This window comes from Gelidibacter salicanalis, assembly GCF_016469035.1.
Classification (GTDB): Bacteria; Bacteroidota; Bacteroidia; order Flavobacteriales; family Flavobacteriaceae; genus Gelidibacter; species Gelidibacter salicanalis_A.
Genome location: NZ_JAEHJZ010000005.1, coordinates 1 through 26,175, shown reverse-complemented (window position 1 = coordinate 26,175; position 26,175 = coordinate 1). Strand labels below are relative to the sequence as shown.

The window sequence follows — 26,175 nt, the reverse complement described above, 5'->3', positions numbered from 1 at the left end:
ATGTATTATTTTATTGTTTTCTTATTTAATATAGAATTAAGACCCTGCCTCGCCGGCAGGCAGGCGCTTCGCTGTTAGATAAGAGAACAAAGACTTGATTGTAACTTTAATGATGGACAATCTGAGTTTAAAATAGATTTGCCCAATTAGTCTCATACTGTTTTTTCATATGAATAAATTCATTTTGAAGATCTCGAATCAGTCCCGATCTATTTTGACAGCCTTTATCATTTATTCGTACATATTATGAACATTCGCATGATGTAATTCTTCGAAAAATTCAGTGATGTTTTTTACTACGGCGTCTAAAAAAGTTTTGCCTTTTTCTGCAGTCGCTTTTGTCGGATTGCCCACACCGGTATCTTCAGTGACTTGTGTCCATTGGCGTTGGGAACTTACCCAACCTTCTTTTAGGCCTTTAATTTTAAATTGTTTGGCACTTCCGTTTCCAGCGTGTTCCAGTGGCAATACCAAATGTGGCATAATGTGCAGCACTGCCGAAGTTTCCAGCTCACCAGCATGATCTCCAGGTTCATCAAAATAGTCTTTAGCATTGGCTGCCTGAAACCAATTGAGGGCACACACAAATACGTTGGGAAATTCTAAGCTCAATTCGCGAATCATCTGCTTAAAATTATTACCGCCATGCCCATTGACAATCACTAGTTTTTGAATGTTTTGGCCATCCAACACCTCAACCACATCCCTCAAGACGGCATATTGTGTGCTGGGATTCATATTCATACACAATGAAATGTCCATTTGACCTGTATTCACTCCAAAAGGGATGGTTGGCAACACGATGACCTTCGCCTCTTTAGCCCATGCTTGTTCCGCAGCAGCAATAGCTACATATTTCGCTTGAATAGTATCGGTAGCATACGGCAAATGGTAATTGTGGGCTTCCGTAGCGCCCCACGGCAAAATGGCCACGGTATAATTGGTGTCTTTAACAGACTTCCAATTGGTTTCTGCCAACACATAAGGTCGTATAGTCTTCGTCATGATGTTACTTTTTTATGTTCTATTTTTTCGAATGATTTCCAACATTGGCACATGGCTCTAGGCACGTGGAAACAACCTTTCCATTTGCCGCCTTTCAGATCTAAAAGCACCTCGCCTTGACGGTTGAGGTACCCATACCATTCGCCATTTTCAGGATCTGAAAAATGACCCCAGGCATAATCGTGCACCTTTTCATACCATGCCATTAATTCCTTTCTACCGGTCTGCTCATAAGCCTTGGCTAGTGCAACTAAAGCTTCCAAATGTACCCACCATAGCTTCTGATCCCATTCCAATTGTTGTGGCGGCTTTCCTAGCACGTCCATAAAATAAAAAATACCGCCGTCCTCTTTATCCCAACTGTAATCTAAGATACGCAAAATAGTATCTGCGGCTTTATCGATAAGTTCAGTATTGTTTCTTCTAACACCAATATCGATCATAAACCACATGGCTTCGATGCCGTGCCCAGGATTTAAAAGACGGCCATTATAACTGTCTTCATGGGTGCCATCAGGACGGACAAATTCGTACACCAAACCAGATTCATTATCCAAAAAGACATTCATAACTTCATTGATACTGAAATCGATGGTTTTATTCACTTCTTCTTCATCCAAAACCCCTTCCAATTCCAACACTAAGTTTGACAAGATCATGGGTAGTGAAAAACTTTTCAACGGGCGTTCCCCTGTTGATTTCTCATAACTCCCTTTAGGATTGTCTTTCTTTTTAAGAATGTTAAGATAGGTTTGTTTAACGAGCTTCTTGATCTCTTCATCCCCAGACGCCATGGCGTATTGACTAAATGCCATGGCGGCGAAACAGTCTGAAAATATATTATAGGGTTGCACTAAGGGGTTTCCTTCTCTGGTGGTTGAGAAATAAAAATTTCCGTGTTTGTCCATGCCGTGTTTGATGATAAAATCGATACCGTGTTTAGCCAACTTCAACCAATTCTCATTTTTTTCGACGGTGTTATAAAGCATGGAGAACGTCCACGCCTGGCGCCCTTGAAGCCACATAAACTTGTCGGTATCATAAACTTTACCTGTCTTATCCAAACATGTAAAATAGCCCCCGTGTTCAGCATCTATAGAGTAAGTTTCCCAAAACGGGATAATATCGTTTAAAAGTGTATTTTTATAAAGTGAAGTGTAATTCATTGCATTATAATTGTTGAAAATTAAAAGTCCTACTTACAAGTCAAAAAATTATTATATTTGTATCATATGTAATACATAATACAAACTTAGCGAATTTAGATTTATAATTTACATTTGCTCAAAATAAATTCTTATGAAAGATCGCATTGCTCTAAAACCCCTAACTAATTTAACGCTAGTAGATAAGGTAGAAATAAGCATTACAGAATATATCAAAAATAATAATCTTAAAGTTGGCGATGCGATTCCTAAAGAAATGGAGTTTGCAGAAACGCTTGGTGTGAGTAGAACGGTAATTAGAGAGGCTTTAACAAGGCTCCGCACCATTGGCATTATCGATTCAAAAAAGCACAAGGGCATGGTTCTTTCTCAGCCAGATATCATCAAGAATTTTGAAAAGGTTATAGAAACCAATTTATTAGGCGATCGCGCCTTGAAAGACATCTTTGAACTTCGACTCATTTTAGAAATGGGTATGGTTGATTTGGTTTTTGCCCGAAAAACTGATGCCGATTTGGTGGAACTTACAGAAATTGTAGAACGGATGGAAAAAAACCAACCGGAAGCCCATGTGTTTAGCTTACAGAATGAAGTGGCATTTCATGGAAAATTATACGAAATGTCTGGAAACAGAACCTTAAAACGCGTGCAACATATTTTATTGCCAGTGTTTAAATATGTCCATGACTATAAATTATTAGATGCTAAAACTTATAAATATTCCAAAAAGTTTGTGACCCATCGCGATCTTTTAAATTATTTACAGGCTAATGATATCAAGAAGTTCAGAAAGGGCTTGGCCTTGCATTTAGAACCACATTTTGAAAGAGTCCTTAAGAATTCTGAATTTTAACTTTAAAGACAGCTTTTTTCACATGTGATGGTGAGCCTGTAGTCATGTCTGGCATGTGGATATCGTCAGGAAAAAAGATAGCAAACATACCTTCCTTAACGGTTATGATGTCATACGATTCATCGAACAGCATATAATCGTCGTCGGCATCGTATGCTTTTTTTGGCAATTGATCCGTACGCATAGTGACGCCCATTTGTTCCACTCCTTCAATAATATATTGAACATCAATGTATTTAAGATGAGACTCTAACAGGTTTCCGTCTATTTGCTTTGTTTCGTATTCCTTTAAAATGACAAACACAGCGTCGCCTTCAATCTCGTGCTTTCCGAAAGGTAAATCAGAAAAATTGGTGTTTTTAATATACTCTAAAGCTTTATCAATTCCTGGGTGAAGGCCTTGATAGAGCTGTGCATTTTCAATTTTGTCTACAATCATTATAACATGTTTAAAGATTAAGAAACCAAGTTCAAAATGTTGATTCAAACTTTGGTATATTTCATATTAATTATTCTTTTTTGACACCTCAGGTCTGCAATTTTATCAAGTGATTTTTAAATCAATAATTCTAATTGGGTCATTGTGGTCTATAGTTAAGCAATTCATTTTTTTATCGATGTTCAATTTCTTTTTGTGTGACCCAACCTAAACGAGATTAGCGGAAGCCAGACCTAAATATATAAGTTTCCATCGTACAATTTTAAAAGGAGTCGGGGTTTTTACAAGAAAGAATGGAGTTTTACAAATGATTGAACCAAGTGTCTTTATTAACTATTTCCTTAGGAAGAATAATAACATCTAAACGCATCCACCCAGGGGGACGGTTGCCGGGAGTCATTTTTGGAAACCCATTACTATCTGATGCCTCAAAGACAATGGCAAGACGCCCATCTGACAATTGTGTGATGCAACTATAGCCTGCTGATTTATCATGCAACAAATAATCATTTGCCCAAGTCTCACCGCCATTTAAACTACGATAAATAAACAGGTTCTGACGATCTTCATGATTAGCATCACCTAATCCCCCAGCAGGCCCAACATAAAACAGCATAGTATCAATTCCTAACATACTACCCTGACAGCCACCATAATCAACTGATGATTGCAAGCGGAAATCAATATGACTATTACTCCATGTCATCCCTCCATCTCGGCTTGTGGCCACCGTGCGCTTACCTTTACCTGCTCTGAGATTATATCTTAAAACATTATATGGAGATTCTGAAATTTGGTACTCTCCACCATCAGGAGCGCTAGTTCCAATTTCCCAAGTCTCACCATGATCGTCGCTATATACTGTTCTGTTTTTGGAGATTTTACCATCAGTTTGCCTAGTTGGCACTATCAGCCTATCTTTAAACCGACTCCCTTGCATTTGAAGGCCTGCACCTGGACCAAATCCGCCGATATAATGATTAGGCGCAACGATTTCTTTGGTGATTTCACGAGGCTTACTCCAACTTATACCATCATTGTCAGATATAATGACCCATGCGGTATTTTTCAACTTGCTATGATCCTCTGAAGGCCATAAGGTTGTAAAAAGAAATATTCTTCCAGTAACTTTATCTACTAAAGCAACTGGATCCATGAAGGCGTTTTCGCCACTGTTGGTTAAGATTTGAATTTTGGACCAACTTTTTCCGTCATCTTCACTTCTTTTTAAAGCTATATCTGTGGGCGTCTTATCAGTAGAGCTCACTTTACGAGCTTCTGTAAAAAGAAGTAAGGTTCCTTTCTTGCTAGTGGTAAGCGTAGGAATGCGATAAGAGTCAATTCCATCATCTCCCGCATTGAAAACAATTGTTTTACGGATGGAGTCTAAAGGACTCTCTGAAGCTTTAACTTCTAAAAAAAAGACCAAGCATAAAACTAAAACATACTTACTAATCAAATTGCTGCTCATAGATATAAGTTTTTAATGGTTTATAAAAATTCATAAGTCAATCCTTTAGAGATAAAATTTCAGCAGGCAAAATCATTTTAAAATTACAAATAGAGATTATTTGCTTAAAAGCTCTAATAATCCAATACTCTCCAATTCTGTTTTAATATCAGTATAAACAGCATCAGAAAGTGTGGTATGCGGAAATCTACTCGGTCCACAATCAATACCAAAGGTTTTCATAAAGCCTTTAGCGACGCCGTTGAACCCACCGTAACCATCCAAAATTTCAACAAATCTTATGGCTTTTGTTTGCAAGGCAGCAGCTTCCGCCATTTTGCCTTCCTCAAATAATGTTTTGATCTTGTAATATACCGGAGCCAAGTGGTTGTAAGTACTGCCTACCCATCCATCAGCGCCAAGCGGTAAACTTGACAGGAAAATTTCATCAAAACCAAAAAGGATATTGTATTTGCCACCTTCAAAGTTTTTGCAGTGCAAATAGTCAATCAGGTTGTTATTAGTAAACTTGATGCCTTCTAAATTGGGAATTTCTTTAGATGCTGCTTTTAAAAAGTCGAGCATATTTAAATTGGCACCGCTCAATACAGGAATGTGGTAATAATAAAACGGTAAATTAGGTGCGCATGCCGCAACCTCTTTACAATACTGCACCAACTTTTCAATAGTGTTCAACCTAAAATAAAATGGTGCTAAAACGGCAATGGCATCTACTTTATCAGCTGCATGCGTTGCTAAGTCTTTGGCAACTTTTAAACTTGAATCACCAACGTGGTCTATTAGATATAAATCTGAGGATTTATTTTCTGACCATGCGGTTGTTATTTCCTTTCTTTCGTCGCTAGATAAGGACGTGAAATCTCCCGTAGAGCCGTTCATGAACACTCCAGAGATTTTATTTCTTACTAAGAACTTACTATACTCCCCAATAATACTAGTATTTAATGAACCATCTTGGTGCATGGGAGCGTATGTTGCTGCTATTAAATTTTTTATCTTCATTATTTTTAATCAATCTCTTTGGGTTATTTTTACGTTTGCTAAATTAATAAATGCTTTATGGCAAGTTCAACTAAAATCCCGCCAAAAAGCGGGATTATCCCGTAGCTATCGGGACATCCAACAAAACATAATGCGCTTCGCTTTTATGTTTTGGGTTTCACTAAGAAAAAGAGAGCTAAGCTTTTAAACATAACTCCCTTTTCAGACTAACTCAAAAAAATCACTAACTAATTTGTATACCCAGGTGTTTGTTCCAACAATGGGTTTCTTCCAATCATATCATTAGTGATTGGTAATATTAATTTATACTCATCTCCAGGGTTTAAAAAACTGATGTTATCTATAACAAAACTGTTTCCAGCGCGTCTTAAATCCCACCATCTTTTACCTTCACCAATAAACTCTTTATAACGCTCATTTAAAATGGCGTTGGCATTAGCTGTTGGCGAGCTATTGACATACCCATGTACTGCAGGGTCATAATCTGCACCGTAAGCTCTTTCACGAATTTGATTAATTTCGGCAGAAGGATCTTCACCTAATAAATTCTTAGCTTCTGCTAACATTAATACAACGTCAGCATATCTGTATAGAGGTACATCATTTTCGAAAATCCTTCCACCAGTCCCATCTTCAACACCTAGAAACTTCTTAAATACCGCTCCAAAGTAATTAGCGGCATTATAGTTAGGATATCCGGCACCTTCATTATCATTTGCATATAAGTATATAAAGTTAACTGCTTTACGTGTATCTTCATTATCGTCAAGCGTTAATAATGTTTTTTCTGATGGCCCAAACCTATTAGCGCCATTAATGATGAAACCATTCATAGATGCGCCACTATCATCAAACGCAGGATTAATTTCTGTTGATCTTCCCGTAAAGCTATTATAAAAGTTGGAAAACTCATTCTCTTTATATTGCACTGAAAATATAAATTCACTATTATCTTCATTATCTATGCCCCATAAACTAGCGTAACTTGGCTCTAAGCTCACCCCTAAAGATGAAATTTGCTCAAGTGCTGTCTTAGCTTCCGAAAAATCGGCATTCCCGCCACCCATTAAATTTCCAGACCAGATATACACATCTCCTTTCAAGGTCAAGGAAGCCGCTTTGGACCAATAGACATTGCTACCCTCCCAAAAACTGTTATCTGACCCAAATGCACTTAAAGAAGCCGTGATATCCATTTTTATTTGGGCCATTACCTCACTTTGAGACGATCTTGCTCTACTCAATCCTGCAGGATCTACAGTGCTCAATGGTTCTAAAACAATTGGAACACCACCCCATGTTTTCAAAAGAGTGTAATAATAAAAAGCTCTCAAACCATACGCCTGTCCCATTAAGTGATTTTTCTCTTCTTCTTTGGTAAAAGGCACGTTAGGTACATTTTTGATAAAATCATTGAGCTTATGCATATTAGAATACAGCCCCGCCCATCCACCAAAAGGTGCTGTTGTAACCGTAAAGTTAGATCTTATAAGATCAAGCGCACTTGCTGACTCAAAAGTATCACCTCCCCAAACATCGCTTCTTATTTCACCTAACAACCAGAATGTATAGTTACTAAACCGATACGTGCCATACAAACCAGTATGAGCTGCTTTTGCGCCTTCCTCAGTATCCCAGAAACCAGCAGCTGTTAATTCGCTAGGGCTTTTTATTTCAAGTTCGCTTTCACAAGCACTCAAAGTAATTACCGCTATAAATATGTATATATATTTTTTCATTGTGTAAAAGTTTTAAAATGATACGTTTAACCCTATAGTTATTGTTCTTGGCATTGGAAACTCACCGAGTTGCACCCCCCCTTCTTCTGGTGAATCACCACTATAGGACTTAAAATAATGTAAATTGGAACCTGTAATATAAACACTCAGGTTATTTATGACATCATTAAAGTATGTTGCTGGGATGTTATAACTTAAGGTTACCTCCCTTAAAGCCAAGTAGTCGCCTTTTTCCCAAAACCGAGTGGAACCCGTGGCACCTCTCAGTATATTTGCTTGAGCATCTACAAACACAAAACGTGGTAGATCTGTATTGGTATTTGTTGGTGTCCAAGAATTCAATACTTCAATAGGTTGATTTAAATTCCCTTGTGTTTGTGCATACCCTTTAGCTCTGATATGATTATTGATCATGTGACCTGTCGCAAAATCTGTTTTGACAAATAAATTAAAGTTTTTATAGGTTAAGCTAGTGGTTAAACCTCCTACAAAATTAGGGGTTGCTCTACCAATAACTTTTCTATCTAAACTATTGATTATATTATCTCCATTTTGATCCACCCACGCCACATCTCCAGGAAAACGTTTTGTAGGGTCATTCAATAATTCATCTACCCTAGTAGCATGGGCATCGACTGCTGCTTGATCTGCGTAAATATAGTCTTGTTCATAAGTAACAATAAGATCATTCCCTACACGTTGACCTTCTTGCAAACCACCTACCCACTCGTTCTGGCCAGTTGCTGGATTAAAAATCTCTGTCCCTCCTTGTCGGTTTAAAGGGTTATCATTTTCAGGCAACTTAATGACATAATTTTTATTGGTTGTTACAGTAGCCCCAATATTCCAAGTTAAATTATCGTTTCTAATAATATCAGCATTCATTTCTAATTCAAAGCCTTTATTCCTAAGTGTTCCGTTATTAGTCAATATACTTCCAAACCCTGTGTAATAAGGCAATGTTAAATCTGCTAATTTATCTTTCACATCTCTTGAATACACATCTGCAATAAAATTAATTCTATTATCAAAAAATGAGAGGTCCAATCCAACATTAAATGTTGTTGATTTTTCCCAAACGAGATCTAAGGTTGGGAGACCAGTATTTCCGTAACCAGTTTGGCCATTGTATGTTCCTTGTGAGCCATAAGAACCAAAAACAAGGAAATTACCTCGATCAGAAATCACTTGAAGATTACCATTAGAACCATAACTTACCCTTGGCTTAAGCCTAGATACAAAGCCACCAATAAATGAGTTTTGGATAAATTCCTCATTGTGCGCATTCCACCCCAGAGAAACACTTGGAAAAAAATCAAACTTTTCATTCCCCAATTGTGATGAACCGTCACGTCTAAACGTTGCGGAAAATAAATACTTACTATCAAAATCATACAGTAATCTACCAAATGTGGAAACTAGTGCATATTCAGTTTCATAACTTGAGGCTCCTGTAGGTTCAGCTCCTGCGTTAAGGGTGAAAATTAAATCTGTTGGAGACCCTTTCGTTGCAGCATAAGAACTAAATACGTTTTCTTTAAAATATTCTGTTCCCAATAAGGCATTAAAATTATGATTTCCAATTTTCTTAGTGTAAGCCAAAGTAGCTGTTACCTGATTTCTTAAAGTTCTTGTTAAACTTGTGGATGCATCACGGGATGTATTTAACGTAGCTGAAGTACTCCCTTGACGAAAAGCTTTAGCGAAAAACTCATTATGATTATTGATTGTAAAATGACTGCCCTGCACCGATGCTGTTAGACTTTTTAAAATATCCCAATCCACACCTACAGAAGCAGTTAAACGTTGTTCTAAATTTTTTCTGACAAATTTATCTTGATAATATAATGGATTACCAAACCCAGTATTAGTTCCAGGACTTAAAATTGTTGACATAGTTCCATCAGGATTAGTGTCATAAGTTCTTGAAGTGGGTGCTTGTCCGGCAAATCTTCTAAACACTGTATCATCACTGCCTAAAGGACTTCTACTCAAATTAGAATGCGCGTATAGAATATTTGAGTTGACCCTTAAATTCTCTTTTATTTTATAAGACCCACTGAATTTACCAGAATATCTTTTAAATCCTGACCCTAAGATCAATCCATCGTTATCTAAAAATCCTAATCCTAAATAATAGGTACCCTTCTCGTTACCACCATCAAAGGATAGATAATGATCTTTAATCTCGCTCTGCTGATAAATATTATCACTTACATCATTATCTAAATATAAAATTTGTTTACCAGGATTTAATGGATCTTCTACCGTTTTCCATCCTGGTTGTCCCAAGAGATATCGATTTTCATCTGTAAGAAATTGAGTAGTAAAGGCTGAATCTGTCGTATTGTTACCGGTAGAAAATGCTGTCCGTCCATTATTCAAGAATCCGGAATCAAAGTTGGTTCTGCCAGTCACTTCATTGTAGTAGGCAACGGCTTGCCTGTTATACTTTATAAAGTCTGCCGCCCCTAAGAACTCTTGATCATCCCTTCTATTATTCATACTATATTTATATTTATAGTTGATAGAAGACCTTCCTACTTTTCCTGTTTTAGTTGTGACCAAAATAACACCATTTGCCGATCTTGCTCCATAAATTGCAGTAGCTGCCGCATCCTTTAAAACTTCAATTGATTCAATATCATCTGCATTTAAGGCATAAAATGAGCCTGGAACCCCATCAATTAAAATCAAAGGTGATCCACCGCCACCAAATGTTGTTCCACCACGCAGAACTATAGAAGGTGTAGACCCTGGCTGCCCTGTATTATTAGTTACCCTCAAGCCCGCAATCGTGCCCTGCAAAGCAGTTGCAGCATTTGATCTTGACGATGTTTCTAAAATTTGCGTATCTAATTTAGATATGGACGTCGTTAAAGTTGCACGACTCTGTTTCCCATATCCTGTAATAACGATTTCATCCAACATTGCAGTATCTTCCGCTAAAGACACATTAATAACGGTCTGGGTTGCAACAGTAACTTCTTTATTTTGAAAACCTACAAAACTAAATACTAGGACATCTCCTGAATTAGCTGTTATGGTATAATTACCGTCAAAATCTGTAACGGCTCCTGTACTTGTGCCTTTTACAATAACGGTAGCCCCAGTAAGCGGGATCTTATCCGTGGACGATATTATAGTTCCTGTGATTGTCTTTTCCTGGCCGAAACTTAGGGCAGGCAAAGCGAAAAGTAAAATAAATATCATATAAATGATATTGGAATTTCTTTTTTTCATACGAAATAATTTTGATGAATTAGATTGAATTAAGTTAGCTATGTATAAAAGCATTATGTTATACATAATGCAATACTAACATTTATTTTTAACTTCTCAAAGGAATTATTTAAGAAAATCTTAACGCTTTAAATAAATTACTACAACTCTTTATCCATCATAATCAGCGTAATTACAGCGTTTCTGCAATTTTTTAACGCTATTATAGCGTTTCTTTTAACAAAATTTTAAATCATCTTATGGCGCACTCCCGTCTTCTAAAACTGGTCGAATTAGGGTGTTTCTAGATTTTAAATCTGCCAAAAGTTCTTTTATTCCTATTGAAAATATTGTAACTTCAATCTTTTAACTAATCATCTAAAATCAATATAAAATGGAGGATAAAAAATCAAAACTCACAAGACAGACTGGGGCACCAGTTCCGGACAATCAGAACGTCCAAACGGCAGGGCCACGCGGCCCCATGTTGATGCAGGACGCTTGGTTTCTGGAAAAAATGGCGAATTTTGATCGGGAAGTAATTCCTGAGCGACGCATGCACGCCAAAGGTTCTGGCGCTTTCGGAACTTTTACGGTAACGCATGACATTACCCCTTATACCAAGGCGAAAATTTTTAGTGAAGTTGGCAAACAAACCGATATGTTTAGCCGATTCTCTACGGTTGCCGGTGAACGTGGTGCTGCTGATGCTGAACGCGATATTCGCGGATTTGCACTAAAATTTTATACCGAAGAAGGCATTTGGGATATGGTAGGAAATAATACGCCCGTATTTTTCTTTCGTGACCCGATGAAGTTCCCGGATTTAAACCACGCTGTAAAACGAGATCCTAAAACCAACTTAAGGAGCCCTAACAACAACTGGGACTTTTGGACGCTGCTGCCGGAAGCCTTGCACCAAGTAACTATCATTATGAGTGACCGAGGAATTCCTAGAGGCTACCGACATATGCACGGATTCGGAAGTCACACCTATAGTTTGATCAACCAAAATAATGAACGACATTGGGTAAAGTTCCATTTTGTAACGCAACAAGGTATTGAAAACCTGACGGACGAAGAGGCTAAAGACATTGTAGGCATGGACAGAGAATCTTCTCAAAGAGATCTGTTTGATGCGATTGAAGCCAACGACTTCCCAAAATGGAACATGTTCATTCAGGTAATGAGCGAAGCGCAAGCCAAAACCTACCGTTTTCATCCGTTCGATTTGACAAAAGTGTGGTCTAAAAAAGATTTTCCACTTATTCCTGTTGGCGAATTTGAATTGAACAGAAACCCAGAAAACTATTTCCAAGATGTAGAACAAGCGGCTTTCAATCCGACGAATATTGTTCCAGGAATCGGGTTCTCTCCAGATAAAATGCTACAGGGACGACTCTTTTCTTACGGCGATGCACAACGTTACAGACTGGGCGTTAACCATTATCAAATTCCTGTAAATAAACCAACCTGCCCATACCATTCCTACCACAGAGATGGCGCGATGCGCGTGGACGGTAATTATGGGGCGACCAAACATTATGAACCAAACAGCTATGGCGAATGGCAAGAACAGCCTGAAGCGCAAGAACCGCCTTTAGAACTAAGTGGTGATGCCTATGCGCACAATTTCAGGGATGATGATGAGGATTATTTCACCCAGCCCGGCGACTTGTTCCGCATTATAAAAGCAGATGGTAAAGAAGAGGCCTTATATAACAACACGGCGGCCCAAGTGGGTGGTGCAGAACAATTTATTCAGATTCGTCATATTAGAAACTGCTACAAAGCCGATCCCGAATATGGAACAGGTGTGGCAAGAGCTCTAGGATTATCGATGGACGAAGTGAATAATTTCGACATGACCCCTTATGATAGATGGGCACCGAAACCAACCAACAGATAGGATTTTTGAATCGTTTTAACCTACTGAGCAGACGGTATTAGCAGAGTTAAACTAAAAAAGATGTTTGTGGCAAATTATAAAGCCGCTAACATCTTTTTTTTTCCAAAACACACCATACTATTTAATGTGTTTCCGCTATTTGTAATACTAGCAAAGAAGTCTGCCAACATCCCCGTAATCAGCGGGAAACAATCATAAGCGTCAGGAAAAATTATCCCGCAGATTTCACAGAGTTGCTCTGATCAAAAACGCATATTTTTTTTTGATGACCTTTTTCCACAGCACTCCATACTATTGATCGTGTTTCCGTTAGTTGCGATACGCGTCTAAAAATCTGCGAACATCTGCGTAATCAGCGGGAAACAATCATAAGCGTCAGGAAAAATTATCCCGCAGATCTCGCAGAGTTGCTCTGATCAAAAACGCATATTTTTTTTTGATGACCTTTTTCCACAGCACTCCATACTATTGATCCTGTTTCCGTTAGTTGCCATATGCGTCGAAAAATCTGCGAAAACCTCCGTAATCAGCGGGAAACAACCCTAAACGTATGGAAAAATTATCCCGCAGATCTTGCAGATTTACGCTGAACAAAATCACATATTTTTTTTGATGCAGTTTTTCCACAGCACTCCATACTATTGATCCTGTTTCTGTTAGTTGCGATATGCGTCGAAAAATCTGCGAAAACCTCCGTAATCAGCGGGAAACAACCCTAAACGTATGGAAAAATTATCCCGCAGATCTCGCAGATTTACGCTAAACAAAATCACATTTTTTGATGAGATATACCTGTTATTACAATGAATCAATTTATTGCATTACGATGTTTTAAGGACAATCAATTACTATTTTCAAATCGTGCATTTTGTTTTCTCAAATCGTTTCGTCGATCCATATGTTCACCGCTGTATAACCTGAAATATCTAAGGACACCGGAATAAATTGATCTCGTAATTCTTTTTGTAGAGAATTCAGTGCATTTGTGTTACGCGCAAGCCTATAACTTTTGTTCCGTTACAAATCAAACCTGCCGGAATGGCAGCACCTAGGTCACTGCTTACGCCAGTTACCCATGCTATTTTTATATCAAGATCCATCTTATGCTATTCTGAATATCATACGGCTTTACTCGGATTATAGCTGCCTGGCTCTACCCGAAAACCTATGGCCAATCGGTTCCAACCATTTATGGCCACTATTGCCATGGTCAATGCCACCTGCTCCTTTTCACTAAAATGCTCGGTTAACTGTTGATACAATGCATCTGGCATATCGTTTTCTGAAATTAGCGTCATGGCTTCAGTCCAAGCTAAGGCGGCACGTTCCCGCTGCGTGTAAAACGAGGTTTCCTTCCAAGCCGTAAGGGCGTACAAGCGTTGCTCGGTTTCACCAGCTTTACGCGCATCCTTGCTGTGCATATCAATACAGTAAGCGCAGCCGTTTATTTGCGAGGCACGAAGTTTGACGAGTTCGTATAAACTGTGTTCCAGTCCTGAACCAGCTACATATTTCTCCAATTCCATCATTCCTTTTAAGGCTTCTGGAGCTACCGTTTGGTAATTCAATCGTTGTTTCATGGTTACATTAGATTATACTTTGTTATAATTGGCTTACACTATAGGAGTGGGTCTTTTATCCTGAACCAATATAATAGACCTCAAAGAATGGATTTCATACCTATGTGCGTTCCATAATTTTAAAAACCAACTTATGCAGTTCAGCATTGACTGGAATCTGACAGGCCAAGCGACTGTTTTCTTTGGTGTCTTCGATTTTAGAAAGCGTGTATTTTTCATCTCTATCCACGGTCTGGGATAGATGGCCCTCAAGAATTTGAATATGGCAAGTACCACACCATGCCCGACCCTTGCAGTCGCCCCAATCTTCCATATATTTATCAAATAGCAACTCCATTAGACTATGATAGTCATTGATTTTGAATTCTACTTTGCACGCTTCACCAAACTCATTAATATAGGTAAAGTCATAACTTTCGGGTATCATAGGGCGTATTCCATTTAGTTTATAATTTTTCGGTCGATACAAGTCATAATATCGTTCCACAAAGCATGAGTAATTGGAGAGGTAAAGATAAATTTTGTCTTCCACTCAACCTATCGTTTAATCCTATTTGTTACCACGCTTTTTAAATAACTTTGTCATAATTGCCAGCACAAAAAGCGGACGGGAATTGACTTCGCAACTGAGCAATAAAAGGTGTGTTTTTTTTAAATTTATTGAGACTTCCATAGTTGGGAAGCATTTGTTAAGATTCGGATCCTGGATTTTGATCCGCTCTTGAATGTTTGCCGCAAGTTGGGCAATCTTTGATTTCTCCTTGTTTTAACCGAATGCCATCAATATACGTTTTCATAAATTTTTGGATTCGCATATAACTGCCCCTGTGGTTGTTGACGTCTATTTGTTTGTCCTTGAATAACTCGCGTATTTTAGTGTCGTATTGCTGATAGCCCCAACATACGGGACAAGTCCCCGTTGGCGATTTCCCTTCAGTTTCTTCTTTGGGTTTCTGCAAAAACTGCACAATGTTTTCAATAAGATTCATGACCTTGTTACATTATTATTTTATCACATTCTCTTTATTTTGACATCTTATCTGCAGGAGCTATAAAAACAGATTTTAATGGGAATGTTTCTCCATTTCTTCCATCGCAATTGAGGCATGGGCATAGGCCGCACCAGCGCGCATTTCAGATGCAACCCAAATGGCCTCCATCATTTGTTCATTACTAGCTCCTTTTAGTTTGGCCGTTTTAGTATGTCCCTTTATACAATTTGGACATTGGGTAACATGTGAAACCCCCAAAGCAATAAGCTGTTTTGTTTTTTCATCAAGGGCGCCTGCTCTAAATACGGAATTACTGAATGTTCGCCAAGCTTCCACTTGTTTGGGCGCCAAATCTGCTTTTTTCCTAGCCATCTCTGGGGTGGCTTTTGGATACAAACCTTCTTCGGTATTTCCTTCCATGGCATCTACGGCAATAGCTGCGTGGGTGTAGGCGCTACTTGCCCTACCCGCAGCAGCAACCCAAATAGCCTCCATAATTTCCTCTTTACTGGCACCTTTACGCATGGCTTGTGGTGTGTGGGATTTAATGCAATACGGACATTGGGTAACGTGGGCTACAGCCACCGCAATAAGTTGTTTGGTTTTTTCATCTAAAGCCCCTTCCTTAAAAACGGTTCTGCTAAAATTTCGCCACGCTTCTATATGTTTTGGAGCCAAATCTGCTTTTTTCTTGGCTAATTCTGTTGCGTTGTTCATGATAGATTTGTTTTAATGTTTTAATTATTGAAGTGAGGCGTCCAAAGTAATTGGCATGCTCAGCGCTTTACTCACAGGGCAATTGTCTTTGGCAGCAGTTGCACATTCCATAAACTTCGCTTCGGTGATGTTTGGGATGCTTGCCTTCAAAATTAAATGAGAGCCAGTAAGCTCCAATTTATCGGCATCCATTGTGACTTCTGAATACACATCAAGTTCGTCCGGAATGTAGCCTTCTTTACCTAGAATAAGACTTAGCGCCATTGCAAAACAGCCTGCGTGTGCAGCAGCCAGCAATTCGTCAGGATTGGTGCTCTTACCTTCTCCAAAACGGGAATTGAAACAGTATTGTGAATTGTTTAAAACCTTACTTTGGGTGGTCAACTTCCCCTCTCCTTCTTTGAGTGAACCGTTCCAAACGGCATGTCCTGTTCGTTTCATACTAGTGATTTTTAAATATTTATAGTGTTTTGAATTTATGTTTAGGAGTTTTTTGCAACATCTTCCACACGTTTGGCGCTATCGGATTTATTCAAACTCAACCGAACAATACTATCTTCTACGGCGGTTAAATCATGCGGTACACCACCTTCCAGCGACACAAGATCTCCGATATTCAGGGTATGGATATTGCCATTGACTCCAAAATCAATACTGCCTTCAAAAATCTCTACAACAATAGGAAATGGCGTTTTATGCTCTTTCATCACTTGATCTTTTTTGAAAGCGATTCTTATTTCCTTGCCGTTATCTGTTTCTAATAACACTTGAATGGTTGGTCTGGTCTCATGGTATTGAATGTTGTTGGTTAATGATGCTGTTTTCATGTATTTTGTTTTATAGAATTTAGTATGTAGTATTAAGTACTATGTAATTCAGTATTTAGAATTCGATGTTAGATATTCAGTATTCGATATTCGATATTCAGTATTCAGTATTCAGTATTCAGTATTCAGTATTCGAAATTCTCTCTTCTCTCTATTCTCTATTCTCTATTCTCTATTCTCTATTCTCTATTCTCTATTCCCTCCATCCCCAACGTAAAGATACAAACAATTCTAATTAGGACAAAATTATCCGATTTAAATTTTCAAACAAGAATGTTCTCAAAGAACATCACGTTCCATATTTAAAAGAATGATTTATAAAGTTCAGGATCCCAATACATAATAATATAAAACAGACCAAAAGCAAACACCATCACCAATAAGGCCCAAACCCATGCAGGTATGGCTTTTGGTGTTTCAGATCCGCGGATTACAAAAAAATCAGAGGTTTCACTACCGTATGCATTGATGGTTATGGGAATCTGGGAATCTACCGTTTCGTTTTCCTTTAAGCCTACCACTGAAATCTCTGGTCCGTTACGCACAATAAAAGGAATTTCCCGAATGCCTTCCACATTATTGGAGGATTTTGCTACGATTTTTAAGGTGTGCTTTCCGTCGGGTATTTTGGTAGTATCCAACACGATTTTAACCGGAGGTGCAAATGATGCAAACGGCTTGGTGTCATCGTCCAAAAACACTGTTACGATCCTATTGTCTTCCATAATTTTAAAATCCTTCGTTTCTTACAATATTCTTTATATGATCAGGATTATCCTCTTTAGGCCGTATCAGATATTTAAGACTGTAGAAAAGTGTAAATCCAACAATAATTACAGCTCCCCAAATAATAATATAATCGAAGTCTCCTGAAGGTCCCGCACCGTGCGTGATGTTTTCAAATCCTTTGGGTTGATTTTTTTTACAAACATCACAAGCAACCGCCATAAAATGTCCAAAGAAAAACAACAACACAAATATTAAAGCTCCTTTTTTCATCTCTTATTTATTTAGTTCCATCTCTACATATTGTCTTACTTTGGCTACATCATCTGCAGTAACAGGGGCTGCATCATTACCCCAACTGCTCCTTTCGTGGGTGAGTATGGCCGCAATTTCTTCATCGGTAAGTTGATCTCCAAATGGCGGCATCACACCGTAATCTGTACGGGCATCATAGCCTTGAAGCACGACACGAATCAGTTTTTCAGTATCCCCATCCGTTACAATGGTGCTTCCAACCAAAGACGGAAAGGCACCCACAATGCCTTTACCAGTTTCCTGATGGCACGCTGCACAGACTTGTGAGAACAATTTGGCACCATCCAATCCGCCAGCTTGCTGACCTTCATTCCTTTCGGCTTGAATTTTCTTAAGCGCAGGAATAAAATCATTGATAGTACCTCCCGGCAATTCCGTCTGTTTCAAATATTTTAAATAATCTACCAAACGCAGGGCATCATTGGAAGCTATAATCTTTTTGCCAGGTTTATTGAATAATTCCTTTGGCACAGCAACTACTTTATCATCCTTTTTCAGCAATGCGCTATCTACTTCTCTAAATAACCACGGGTAGGATGGCATAACCGATGCTGAAACAACCGCTCTAGGGTTGTACAAATGGAGCAAATGCCAATCTTCACTAGGTTGACGGTTCCCAATATCGGTCAGGTCTGGTCCCGTTCGTTCGCTTCCTAAAACAGACGGCGATTGTCGCCACACATCCAGACGTTTTTTACTGTAATAATAATCTGAAGGAATGGACGGCCGGCTTCCCCACATATTGTCCATTTCAATATTGCGGACTTGCTGGGTGTGGCAAGCCATACAGTTTTCTGAAACATAGACGTGAAGACCTTCGCGTTCTTCTGCCGTTAACGGTTTTTCGTCCGGTATGGGTTCAGTACCTTGCATCTGGAATGCTGGCACAATAGCAATAAGAATACTTAAGGCTATAAATACACCCCCTGCCGCAAGGACCAAATTTTTATGTTCTTTATGAAAATTAAGCATGTTTTAGATGTATTAAACAGTTATTTCTTCTATTGGTTTTGCTAGTACTGACGACTTTATCTTCTTATATCCTATCACCATATAATAAAAATTATAGGCAAATATCAGATGAGAGATAAACATCAACGATCCGCCAACAGCGCGCCACACCCAATAGGGTTTCATCAAAATGACGGATTCTATAAAGGCATTCCCTTCAATCCAGCTTAAGCCTTTATACGTACCTCCTGCCATAAGCGAAATCATATAGGCAAACAGCCCGATAAATGCAAGCCAAAAATGACCACCAACCAATACCTGCGAAGGTTCTCTTCCGGTTAATTTTGGCAAAATAGCATAGATACACGCCCACAAGAAAAAAGCCACAATGCCATACATGGTCATATGGGAGTGGGCCACATTAAAATCTGTAAAATGCCAGACGAAATTTGTAAACCGAAACGCCTGTACACTTCCTTGCATGGACCCCACAAAATAGAAGATGGTCCCCACCAAAAAGAACGGGAGCACATAACTTTTAGAGATATGATTCCAACTGCCTTTCATGGTCATTAAAAAGTTGGTAGTTCCTGCTACAACCGGAATCACCATGCCTGCACTAAAGACAATGGCAATGGTTTGCAACCACCAAGGCAGCGGACTAAACACAAAGTGGTGCGTTCCGATCATGGTATAAAACAACATTTGTGTCCAAAATGCCAAGACTCCCAAAGAGTAGGAATAAATAGGCTTGTTTAAGGCAGAAGGCAGGTAATAATACACCAAGCCCAAGGTAAAAGTCATAAACCACATCCCTACGCCCTGATGCATATAATAGCCTTGAATTACCGTTTCTCCCAACCCATCCTGATAGAATGGCAAATAGCCAATAATAGCCAAGACGATCGTCCAAATTAAGGAAGCCAGTATAAACCAATTGGAGATGTAAATTTCTGAAATTTTACGCGTCGCTACCGTTTTATAAAAATTGATAAAGGTGATGATTAAACCTATGGCGAACATGAGCATTATGGGCCAGATGTATTCTCTGTACTCTCCGCCGCCATTATTGATTCCTGCCATTAATGCCAGACTGCCCAGTAACACCGTAGCATTGATGAGCGCCCATGCGGTCCACGCCCAAGAGTAATTGTGTATTTTATTATTGGAGGTCCTAGCAATTACGAAATATCCAAGGCCAATCATTGCCAAGGACGACCATCCCCAAAACACCATATTGGTATGCACCGGACGCAAACGGCCAAAACTCAACCAAGACTGATGGTCCATTTCAGGCCAAACAAACTTCATCCCGAGATATTGCCCAATTAAAGTGCCTAATACAAGCCACAAGGTAGCAGCACCAATATAATAGATGACTATTTTCTTTAATTCTAAAGGCGTTTCGAGGCTGAGGGATGTTTTCTTCTTTTCATCAAAATAGGCATTATTCGGATCCTTTTCGACGCGTTGTATCAGGCCTTTATCATCACTTGCGATAGCACTACCCGATAATTCGTTGCCTTTTAATTTGTATTTTAAGGCGGCTTTCCGTTTTTCAAGAATGGCATCAATATCCGCATCGTCCAAGGCCACAAGCTCATCATCGAACGCCATTTTATTCGTATCAATCTGACGGCGCTTTAATGAATCGATATAGCCATTGATCTTTACAAATAAAATGACAATAGCAATGATCATCACTATTGCTATAAGCACGAAGGTGCCGATAATTCCAGGACTGGAAAGCCAGTTGTCCGTGGTTATTTTCTCTTGGGCACTTAAGATGTTTGGAAGTATGACTAAAAATAACAAGATGACCATCTTACATTTTTTCATAGAGTTGAATTTATTATCCTTTTAATCATTTTAGAATATACATTTTAGCATTCCAAAAGACGTGGTTACTCTCAAAGTGAGGGTTCTTGAGTAGTCATTAGTGTATTCTGGATGTCAGCAATTTTTTGAGTAACCAACCCATTTGGCTACATTCCGATAATTAATCGGTGTCACTTTCTTCACATGTGATGGCCGTCGATTATATAAAAATTAGAATAATGTTACTGCTGTTTTTTTTGCTATTTCAAACCGCAGGCGATTTCGTTTAAGATGTTGATTTCATAGCTTTTGTCACGAGATAGAATGTTTTATTCAAAAAGCACTGGTAAATTGACTTGTTATACAATTTCATGAAAGTTAGCAGAAGATGCTTCCTTATTGTGATTCAATCAATTGCAAGGCCGTCACAGCAATACATTAAATGACGCATTAGTATAACTATAAAATAATAAGTTGAACTAATGAGTTACAAATATACACGCTGAAGTGATGTCAGACAAACTTATCCGATATAAATTATCAAAAAAGTAAATCCTGAGCGCCCGAGGGCTCTGGCAGCCTAATGAAAAAAGTATTCTGCACCTAATTTTGGAAACGCTTTGCTGATCGCATTCCTGTTTTTTCATTCTACCTCAGTATGATTCCTGCTTTAAACGGGGTCGTGAGCCGTGATCCACCAGCCGATTTGAGAAGTTCCGATACCATTGGGATTATGCACTTGTGCGTTGAAACTTTGCATAGAACAACCATCATTCGAAGCAATCTGGGCATTATTAAAGGCTACAGAACCATGCAGATGTGAAGCCAAAATTAGCAGTGCTATTTCTAGATTTACGAAGTTATAACGGAAAAATTGATTGTCCGTAAAACATCATAATGATAGTAAATTGATTTATTATAAAAATGTATATTTCATCAAAAAGTAACAAATATTTATTTTTGTTCAGCGTAAATCTGCGAGATCTGCGGGATAATTTTTCCATACGCTTATTTTTGTTTCCCGCTGATTGCGGAGATGTTCGCGGATTTTCTTACTGGTATGACAAAAACCGGATATACAATCCGAAAAACAGCTAATTAGGAAAATAAACTCTCAAAAATAAGAGATTTTATGCTAACAAACGATATCTTTCTCGCATTCAGGAAAATTACACGTACTGGAAACTATTTTTTTTATAACTTAGGCTATAAAGAGATGTTCTGGGTTAAAAAATAATTGTGTGAGTTAACCTCAACACGGATTGAAAAGAAATTATCCCAGATTTAAAAAAATGACATTGTTAAGATAGAATACCCCCAAATTCTACACCTAACCCATAAAATGTAACATATGGAGAACACTACACATTATGCACTTCAGGTTAAAAAAAACCAGGAACTGGCTGAGCATTTGTTATTGGTAAAGAAAAAATTGAAGCACAAAGAGCAATTATTGCAAAAAGAGGTTAACCTACGCAAAAAAGCACAGGAAAAGCTTCAGAAAGCCAGAACCAAACTTAAGACCCAAAACCAAGAGAAACATTTACTTCTTGATTCAGAAAATCGATTGCGGTTTTTGCTTCAATCTACGACCACTATTACCTATACATGTGAAGCAGAAGCACCTTTTGGTGCCACTTTTATCAGCGGAAATGTTCATACACTTACGGGATATACCCCTCAAGATTATATTCAGGACCCAAGTTTTTGGGCAAACAACATTCATCCAGACGATAAAGAAAGGGTATTTAATGGACTCAACTTACTTTTTGAAAAAGGAACGCACAAGCACAATTACCGGTGGAAGTATAAAAACGGAGATTACCGTTGGATGAGCGATGAGCTAAAACTAATATATGATGGGCAGGGAAATCCTATTGAAATGGTAGGCAATTGGATCGATATTTCCAATTTGAAAGAAGCCGAAGAAAACCTTATTGAAGCCAACAGAAACCTGTTACTTGCCGCTCGTGCAGGAGGAGTGGGCATCTGGCATTACAATATTGGTAAAAAAGAAATTAAATGGGATGATCAAATGTATAACATCTATGGTCTTACCAAACAAGCGTTTAGTAGTATATACAAGTCATGGCAACAAAAGCTTCATCCAGATGATAAGGAGCGTTTCAATAATGAAGTTAATAAGGCCCTACTAAGTAAGAAGGAGGTCAATTCCGAATTCAGGATTATCTGGCCAGACATGTCTATCCGTTATATCCAAGGATTTGCACTTATAGAACGTGATGAAGCCGGTAACCCTTTAATGATGATAGGCACCAATTGGGATATTACGGAAAGTAAACAAAAAGAACGCGACCTTCAGCTAAGCTTAAAGGAAGTTTCCGATTATAAACATGCTCTGGACGAATCTAGTATAGTAGCCATTACAGATCAAAAGGGCATTATCAAATCCGTCAATGATAACTTTTGCAAAATTTCAAAATACAGCCGAGAGGAGTTGATTGGTCAGGACCACAAAATCATTAACTCGGGATTTCATACCAAGGAATTTATAAGAGATTTATGGGCAACCATTGCTAAGGGAAATGTGTGGAAAGGTGAATTAAGAAATAAAGCAAAGGACGGTACCATTTATTGGGTAAATACTACAATCGTCCCCTTCTTGAATGAACAAAGGAAGCCGTATCAATATTTAGTGATTAGAGAAGATATTACTGAAAAAAAACTATTAGAAGAGGGAAGCAAACAAAAAGAACGCAGCCTTCAGCTGAGCTTAAAGGAAGTTTCCGATTATAAACATGCTTTAGACGAATCTGCCATAGTCGCCATCACAGATCAAAAGGGCATTATTAATTCCGTCAATAATAACTTCTGTAAAATTTCAAAATACAGCCGAGAGGAATTGATTGGTCAGGACCACAGGGTTATTAATTCAGGATTTCATACCAAGGAATTTATAAGAGATTTATGGGCAACCATTGCCAAGGGAAAGGTATGGAAAGGTGAAATAAAAAATAAAGCCAAGGACGGTACTTTTTATTGGGTAAATACTACCATCATTCCTTTCCTGAATGAACAGGGAAAACCTTATCAATATATAGTGATTAGAGAAGATATTACTGAAAACAAATTGTTAGGAGAGGAGATCAAACAATTCAATATTGAATTAGAACAAAAAATAAAAACAAGAACCCAAGAATTAACCCTAAGTGAAAACAGGTTTCGCAATCTTTTTGAAAATGCACCAGAAAGTATCCTTGTACTTGATTTAATAACCCTAAAATTTGAAAAAGCCAATAAAAATGGCGTAAAATTGTTCAAGTTTTCAGTTGAACAGTTTATTAAAATGGGACCTCAAGACATTAGTCCAAAGTTTCAACCAGATGGCAGTCTATCAGAAGACAAAGTGAAGATGTATATTGAAAAGGCTATTCAAGGCGAAAAAGTAAGTTTTGAGTGGATGCATTGTGATGCCAACAATAAGAATATTCCGTGTGAGGTACAACTTGCCTTATTGCCAGAGGCTAAAAAACCAAGAATCTATGCCAGTATTGTTGATATTACCATACGTATTGAAACTCGGGAAAAGCTCAAACAACAAAACCAAAAACTTGCTTTCCAAAACGATGAGATTGAAAAACGGGCTAATGAGTTGACCATTACCAACCGAGAGCTCAAAAAAACAAACAACGAATTGGATCGCTTCGTCTACAGTGCTTCCCATGATTTACGCGCCCCCTTAAAATCATTGCTTGGCTTGTCTGATATCATAAGAGAAGATACGGATGAAGATAATGTCATTCAATTGGAACAGATGGACATGATGAAGAAAAGTATTATAAAACTGGATGATTTTATTGAAGACATCTTACAATATTCACGCAATTCCCGTACCGAGGTTGTACAAGAAGAAATGAATTTTGAAGAAACCCTGCAAGGCCTTATCAAAGAGTACAAACACATGGAGGAGACTAAAAAAATCAAACTGAAAGTAGACATCCAACAAGACCTGAAGTTTGTGTCGGATAAAAGAAGAATTAACATTGTTTTAAACAATCTTATCTCCAATGCCTTTAAATATCAAGACCTTTCAAAAGAAAATCAAGTTGTAAGCATTGCTATCAAATGTAGAAATGGCATGGCCAATATACGTATTAAAGACAACGGTATTGGTATTGACACAAAGGATCAGAAAAAAATATTTGAAATGTTTTACAGGGCCACCAAGGCTTCCGAAGGTTCTGGACTTGGATTGTATATTGTAAAGGAAACCCTAGATAAGCTTAACGGCACCATTACCGTAAAATCGGAACTGGGAAAGGGGACTACATTTCTTGTGAGCCTTCCCAATCAGCTCACTGTATTTAATTAAAAACTTAACTTATGAAACATGTCTTATTAATTGACGATAACAATGTGGACAATTACATTGCGAAACGCAATATCACCAAAAGTAAAACAGCAAAAAAAATAGGGGTACATACATCCGCCGTGGAGGCCTTGAAGTATTTAGAAACCTTAAAAAATAATCCCGAAGAATTTCCAGATCTCATTTTTCTTGACATCCAGATGCCTGAAATGAATGGATTTGGTTTTCTTGAAGCGTTTAAAAAATACCCAGAGGCTATCCGTACCCATTGTAAGATTATCATGCTCTCCTCCTCCAATGACCCACAGGATATTAAACGCTCCCTTCAATATCCTTTCGTAAAAAAATTCCTAACCAAGCCTTTATTTATAAATATGCTGGAAGACCTTTAGTGCTTCGGGGCAATAGTAAACATCTGTTTGATGAAAGGAACCTGATTATCTTTGGGAACGGAACCTATCTTAAAAAAACGCTCTAATTCTTAGACACTTTTAGTATAAAACATTGGCACGTCAATATTTCAAAAAATCAACATCTCAACTATCCACTGCAACTATTAGAATTGTAAATTCTCCAACAAACAACTCTCTAGGCTGTATCATAAGATCACATCTCATTATAATGAAGGACCAATAGGCATCCATCCATTGGATGGTTTTAACCACTTGATTACCAAACAGATCACTTCTTATCATAGATCAATGCACAGTATAATCTTATGCCGTAAGTTTGTATCAAATGAACAACCTCGACCCAAGGGTACGAGGTATCAAGTAGAAGTTCCTTTTTTATTTCGACGCAGAGCGTCGGGGAATAAAACCCAAGGATCCCGCTAAAAAGCGGGATTAGTTCAACTAACAATTTTTAATTCATTGCTTCGCAACTTTTAAAAATTGAGTTTCACTAATTTAAAAACTCTTGTAAAATCCATTATTAAGATAGGGTTTACTAAACTAAAAATCTTAAAACTTCATAGACAGTCGCACATTAAACACCCGCGGGCTTAAATAATTGGGAACTGCAGATTGGCGTTTGCTATACACATCTCTCACCCAAGTATTGGTGATGGAGTTTTGAACGTCGAACATATTAAAAACCTCCACACCAATGGTG

22 protein-coding genes are annotated in these 26,175 nt (G+C 38.1%); 4 read left to right on the top strand and 18 right to left on the bottom strand.

The genetic code is table 11. The features are described from left to right. Nucleotides 1–231 precede the first annotated feature (231 nt). Together JEM65_RS03870 and JEM65_RS03865 are read right to left on the bottom strand one after the other, a co-directional pair. The gene (locus JEM65_RS03870; protein ID WP_233530513.1) at nucleotides 232–1,005 is read right to left on the bottom strand and encodes a creatininase family protein; all 774 of its coding nucleotides are present in this window, start codon (nucleotides 1,003–1,005) and stop codon (nucleotides 232–234) included. Beyond that, nucleotides 1,002–2,171, bottom strand: a complete 1,170-nt coding sequence (locus JEM65_RS03865; RefSeq protein ID WP_199597260.1) for an AGE family epimerase/isomerase — start codon at nucleotides 2,169–2,171, stop codon at nucleotides 1,002–1,004. Before JEM65_RS03865 ends, JEM65_RS03870 begins: the two co-directional genes overlap by 4 nt. 133 nt (nucleotides 2,172–2,304) lie before the next feature. Between JEM65_RS03865 and JEM65_RS03860 the strand changes: the two genes are divergently transcribed. Beyond that, complete coding sequence (locus tag JEM65_RS03860) at nucleotides 2,305–3,024, top strand: FadR/GntR family transcriptional regulator (RefSeq protein WP_199597259.1); 720 nt, start codon at nucleotides 2,305–2,307, stop codon at nucleotides 3,022–3,024. Here the strand turns inward: JEM65_RS03860 and JEM65_RS03855 are convergent. The 5 genes from JEM65_RS03855 to JEM65_RS03835 form a co-directional block, all read right to left on the bottom strand. Beyond that, nucleotides 3,005–3,463 carry a YhcH/YjgK/YiaL family protein gene (locus tag JEM65_RS03855; protein WP_199597258.1) on the bottom strand — a complete coding sequence of 153 codons (459 nt, stop codon included), beginning with the start codon at nucleotides 3,461–3,463 and terminating at the stop codon, nucleotides 3,005–3,007. The two genes, JEM65_RS03860 and JEM65_RS03855, sit on opposite strands and share 20 nt — an antisense overlap. A gap of 301 nt (nucleotides 3,464–3,764) precedes the next feature. Continuing rightward, the gene (locus JEM65_RS03850) at nucleotides 3,765–4,934 is read right to left on the bottom strand and encodes a sialidase family protein (protein ID WP_199597257.1); all 1,170 of its coding nucleotides are present in this window, start codon (nucleotides 4,932–4,934) and stop codon (nucleotides 3,765–3,767) included. 96 nt (nucleotides 4,935–5,030) lie between these two features. Next, nucleotides 5,031–5,936 carry a dihydrodipicolinate synthase family protein gene (locus tag JEM65_RS03845; protein WP_199597256.1) on the bottom strand — a complete coding sequence of 302 codons (906 nt, stop codon included), beginning with the start codon at nucleotides 5,934–5,936 and terminating at the stop codon, nucleotides 5,031–5,033. 227 nt (nucleotides 5,937–6,163) lie between these two features. Beyond that, a complete protein-coding gene (locus tag JEM65_RS03840; RefSeq protein ID WP_199597255.1) occupies nucleotides 6,164–7,675 on the bottom strand; it encodes a RagB/SusD family nutrient uptake outer membrane protein in 1,512 nt (503 codons plus the stop codon). Nucleotides 7,676–7,687: 12 nt separating this feature from the next. Continuing rightward, complete coding sequence (locus JEM65_RS03835) at nucleotides 7,688–10,918, bottom strand: SusC/RagA family TonB-linked outer membrane protein (protein WP_199597254.1); 3,231 nt, start codon at nucleotides 10,916–10,918, stop codon at nucleotides 7,688–7,690. A gap of 373 nt (nucleotides 10,919–11,291) precedes the next feature. Here JEM65_RS03835 and JEM65_RS03830 point away from each other — a divergent pair, with 373 nt between their 5' ends. Beyond that, nucleotides 11,292–12,806, top strand: coding sequence for a catalase (locus tag JEM65_RS03830; RefSeq protein WP_199597253.1), 1,515 nt, complete (start codon nucleotides 11,292–11,294; stop codon nucleotides 12,804–12,806). A gap of 974 nt (nucleotides 12,807–13,780) precedes the next feature. Here JEM65_RS03830 and JEM65_RS22820 read toward each other — a convergent pair. From JEM65_RS22820 to JEM65_RS03780, 11 genes are all read right to left on the bottom strand, one after another. Then, nucleotides 13,781–13,906, bottom strand: a complete 126-nt coding sequence (locus JEM65_RS22820; RefSeq protein ID WP_262895211.1) for a hypothetical protein — start codon at nucleotides 13,904–13,906, stop codon at nucleotides 13,781–13,783. A gap of 18 nt (nucleotides 13,907–13,924) precedes the next feature. Then, nucleotides 13,925–14,386 carry a carboxymuconolactone decarboxylase family protein gene (locus tag JEM65_RS03825; RefSeq protein WP_199597252.1) on the bottom strand — a complete coding sequence of 154 codons (462 nt, stop codon included), beginning with the start codon at nucleotides 14,384–14,386 and terminating at the stop codon, nucleotides 13,925–13,927. Nucleotides 14,387–14,486: 100 nt separating this feature from the next. Then, nucleotides 14,487–14,813, bottom strand: coding sequence for a 2Fe-2S iron-sulfur cluster-binding protein (locus tag JEM65_RS03820; protein ID WP_199597251.1), 327 nt, complete (start codon nucleotides 14,811–14,813; stop codon nucleotides 14,487–14,489). A 262-nt stretch (nucleotides 14,814–15,075) separates the two neighbouring features. Then, complete coding sequence (locus tag JEM65_RS03815) at nucleotides 15,076–15,375, bottom strand: hypothetical protein (RefSeq protein ID WP_199597250.1); 300 nt, start codon at nucleotides 15,373–15,375, stop codon at nucleotides 15,076–15,078. 75 nt (nucleotides 15,376–15,450) lie between these two features. Continuing rightward, nucleotides 15,451–16,095 carry a carboxymuconolactone decarboxylase family protein gene (locus JEM65_RS03810; RefSeq protein WP_199597249.1) on the bottom strand — a complete coding sequence of 215 codons (645 nt, stop codon included), beginning with the start codon at nucleotides 16,093–16,095 and terminating at the stop codon, nucleotides 15,451–15,453. A 24-nt stretch (nucleotides 16,096–16,119) separates the two neighbouring features. Continuing rightward, the gene (locus JEM65_RS03805) at nucleotides 16,120–16,536 is read right to left on the bottom strand and encodes an OsmC family protein (protein WP_199597248.1); all 417 of its coding nucleotides are present in this window, start codon (nucleotides 16,534–16,536) and stop codon (nucleotides 16,120–16,122) included. A gap of 41 nt (nucleotides 16,537–16,577) precedes the next feature. Continuing rightward, nucleotides 16,578–16,922, bottom strand: a complete 345-nt coding sequence (locus JEM65_RS03800) for a cupin domain-containing protein (RefSeq protein WP_199597247.1) — start codon at nucleotides 16,920–16,922, stop codon at nucleotides 16,578–16,580. Between the two features lie 302 nt (nucleotides 16,923–17,224). Then, on the bottom strand, nucleotides 17,225–17,647 hold the full coding sequence (locus JEM65_RS03795) for a cytochrome C (protein ID WP_199597246.1): 423 nt from the start codon (nucleotides 17,645–17,647) through the stop codon (nucleotides 17,225–17,227). A 4-nt stretch (nucleotides 17,648–17,651) separates the two neighbouring features. Continuing rightward, nucleotides 17,652–17,921, bottom strand: coding sequence for a hypothetical protein (locus JEM65_RS03790; protein ID WP_199597245.1), 270 nt, complete (start codon nucleotides 17,919–17,921; stop codon nucleotides 17,652–17,654). A gap of 3 nt (nucleotides 17,922–17,924) precedes the next feature. Further along, nucleotides 17,925–18,935, bottom strand: coding sequence for a cbb3-type cytochrome c oxidase subunit II (locus tag JEM65_RS03785; protein WP_199597244.1), 1,011 nt, complete (start codon nucleotides 18,933–18,935; stop codon nucleotides 17,925–17,927). A gap of 12 nt (nucleotides 18,936–18,947) precedes the next feature. Further along, nucleotides 18,948–20,753, bottom strand: coding sequence for a cbb3-type cytochrome c oxidase subunit I (locus tag JEM65_RS03780; protein ID WP_199597243.1), 1,806 nt, complete (start codon nucleotides 20,751–20,753; stop codon nucleotides 18,948–18,950). Between the two features lie 1,330 nt (nucleotides 20,754–22,083). Between JEM65_RS03780 and JEM65_RS03775 the strand changes: the two genes are divergently transcribed. Next, complete coding sequence (locus tag JEM65_RS03775) at nucleotides 22,084–25,065, top strand: PAS domain-containing protein (protein WP_199597242.1); 2,982 nt, start codon at nucleotides 22,084–22,086, stop codon at nucleotides 25,063–25,065. An 11-nt stretch (nucleotides 25,066–25,076) separates the two neighbouring features. Next, a complete protein-coding gene (locus tag JEM65_RS03770; RefSeq protein WP_199597241.1) occupies nucleotides 25,077–25,454 on the top strand; it encodes a response regulator in 378 nt (125 codons plus the stop codon). Nucleotides 25,455–26,175: the final 721 nt, after the last annotated feature.